This window comes from Dendronalium phyllosphericum CENA369, from assembly GCF_016056275.1.
In the GTDB taxonomy this organism is placed as follows: Bacteria; Cyanobacteriota; Cyanobacteriia; order Cyanobacteriales; family Nostocaceae; genus Dendronalium; species Dendronalium phyllosphericum.
In genome coordinates this window covers 1-1,954 of record NZ_JAECZA010000306.1, presented here as the reverse complement: position 1 = coordinate 1,954, position 1,954 = coordinate 1, and the positions used below count along the sequence as shown (strand labels likewise).

The window sequence follows — 1,954 nt, the reverse complement described above, 5'->3', positions numbered from 1 at the left end:
GAACGATGATGTATTAAACGGTAGAGGTCATTAATGAAATACTCAATCATTTCTTTTTTGCCCTGATACCTAGCGTCAGACACTTTAATATCAGTGCGTAAATTTCTCAATTCTTCTGTTAGCTGGTCTTTGACATCGTCAATCGATTTTTCAATGTCAGCTTTAGTTTTAGCTATATGGAAGATAATTCCAACAAGAGCAGATACAGACAAAATTACATCTAAACTATCTTTTAAATTAGTCGGCATTTCATGTAGGGGACATAAGCAGCGCTCGTCCAGTGTTAGTAAAAAGTAAAATATTTCCAAATAGCCCAACTTAAAAAGCATTTACTCTCAGTTGTTGAGTAATTGGTCTAACTTAAAGTTAATATTGGCAAACTCCTGAGATAGCAATATCTCCTCAGATGTGTCATCTACTCCCGTGTACTCCCAAACGTTCACCGCAGCACGAGGAAACCACCTTGGCACTTTGATACTGAGAGCATAAGACGTAGATATCTTCTGAAAAATAATCAGATTTATTTGGTCTAAAAATAGCGGACGACCTCTAACAGTAGTCGCATCATGAACGCCACCAATTACAAGCCCAGTACTAATTTTTTGATTGACATACCCGGCAAACTTCCATACTGAATCTGTGGGGACATCAGTCTCTACACTAACCGCAAGAATGAATTTATCCAGTACAAAAGGTACTACTATTTCTGGGATGGGATTAATTAAATACTTCCCATTCTGCATTGGAACTTGAACGGCAACAATATTAGTAGAAAATATACTTTGCCAATTATCACTATTATTTAATTCAACTACTCTCACTGTTGCTATCCGTGAGAAATTACAAAATCAACGTGTTCTGCAAATTCATCCAACATTTCAAACGGATTGGGAATGCCGTAATATTCCAGCTTGTCCAAGTACTCAACAACATCAATCTTCCCAGTTAACCAATCTCTACCCGCTTGGTTAATGGCAAGCATTCCCTGAAATTCAGCTTCAGAGCAGTTGCCATCAACATCAACGGATAGCAGGTCTAGCGGATCGTTTGGAGTCCAAATAATCCCGGTTCGCTCTGCTATCTTGCTCATTATTCGCCTTCAGGAGTGAACCTAGCGCGGTTTTTACCGTTGTTACCTTGAATGAAGGTAGTAAAAGCTGGTATACCTTTGATAGCCAAAACAGCCGCATCGTAAGCTTGCCCGCCGGAACTTTGTCCAAAGGGACTCGTAACCGAATCTACATCGGGTTTTTTATACATTGCCCCAGTAATGCGACTCGCTTTCTTGGTGGTTCCAGCTACGACAGCAGTGAGGGTTAATTTAGCAAATTTAAAATTCTTTGCCTCAACCTCGATTGGTGTGGTCAATGCACCGAATTCAGTGGCAGTAGTCGTATAGCTGGCAAGTAGATCGCGTAGTGAATTGGCCACCCCAGAGCCTTGTCCAGTTTGTCCATCCTTGATTAATCGGGCAGGAAGATAAATTTTGGTACTGCCAGCCGTGCCAAACGGAGAAACGTAGCCTTTTTCTCTTTCTGCATAGGATCGCTTGGTTTCATCGGTGATAGCTGCAAACTTCGTTTGACGTTCTGCGGGAGTAGATTCCAGCCACTCTTTATATTTGTCATACCGAGCTTTCTGTAGTGGATAGCGCTGAAGGTCTCGAAAACCCATAATTTTTATTTGTGATGGTTACAGTGTTCGTCAACTCTAACCCTTTAAAATCCTTAGAATTCTGTGGCGAAACCTAATAGGTTTTTACCTTTATTTTCTGCCGCAGTCGCCTTCTGTCACTCAACTAACATCACGGATAACTGACTAATCCCTTATTCCTCATTGTTGTATCTATCAAAAACACAGGTGGTACGAGATTGCCTAACGAAATGTAAGCACTTCTGAATCTAAGTGCTGCTACAGGTCTGTACCTGCGGTTTTGTACTTGTTTGCCTAAAAT

4 protein-coding genes are annotated in these 1,954 nt (G+C 40.8%); all 4 read right to left on the bottom strand.

The window, feature by feature from the left end; all coding sequences use genetic code 11:
* Window positions 1–248, bottom strand: a 248-nt coding sequence (locus I8752_RS34745; protein WP_225896100.1) for a hypothetical protein, incomplete at its 3' end; no start/stop codon positions are given.
* Window positions 249–335: 87 nt separating this feature from the next.
* The gene (locus I8752_RS34740; RefSeq protein ID WP_214436696.1) at window positions 336–821 is read right to left on the bottom strand and encodes a hypothetical protein; all 486 of its coding nucleotides are present in this window, start codon (window positions 819–821) and stop codon (window positions 336–338) included.
* A gap of 5 nt (window positions 822–826) precedes the next feature.
* Window positions 827–1,090, bottom strand: a complete 264-nt coding sequence (locus I8752_RS34735; RefSeq protein ID WP_214436695.1) for a hypothetical protein — start codon at window positions 1,088–1,090, stop codon at window positions 827–829.
* Window positions 1,090–1,674: a hypothetical protein gene (locus tag I8752_RS34730; RefSeq protein WP_214436694.1), complete on the bottom strand. Its 585-nt coding sequence runs from the start codon at window positions 1,672–1,674 to the stop codon at window positions 1,090–1,092. Before I8752_RS34730 ends, I8752_RS34735 begins: the two co-directional genes overlap by 1 nt.
* Window positions 1,675–1,954 lie beyond the last annotated feature (280 nt).

Excerpts from the sequence above, each read along its gene's own strand:
- I8752_RS34735 (WP_214436695.1), bottom strand. The coding sequence starts at position 1,090 with ATGAGCAAGATAGCAGAGCGAACCGGGATTATTTGGACTCCAAACGAT.
- I8752_RS34730 (WP_214436694.1), bottom strand. The coding sequence starts at position 1,674 with ATGGGTTTTCGAGACCTTCAGCGCTATCCACTACAGAAAGCTCGGTAT.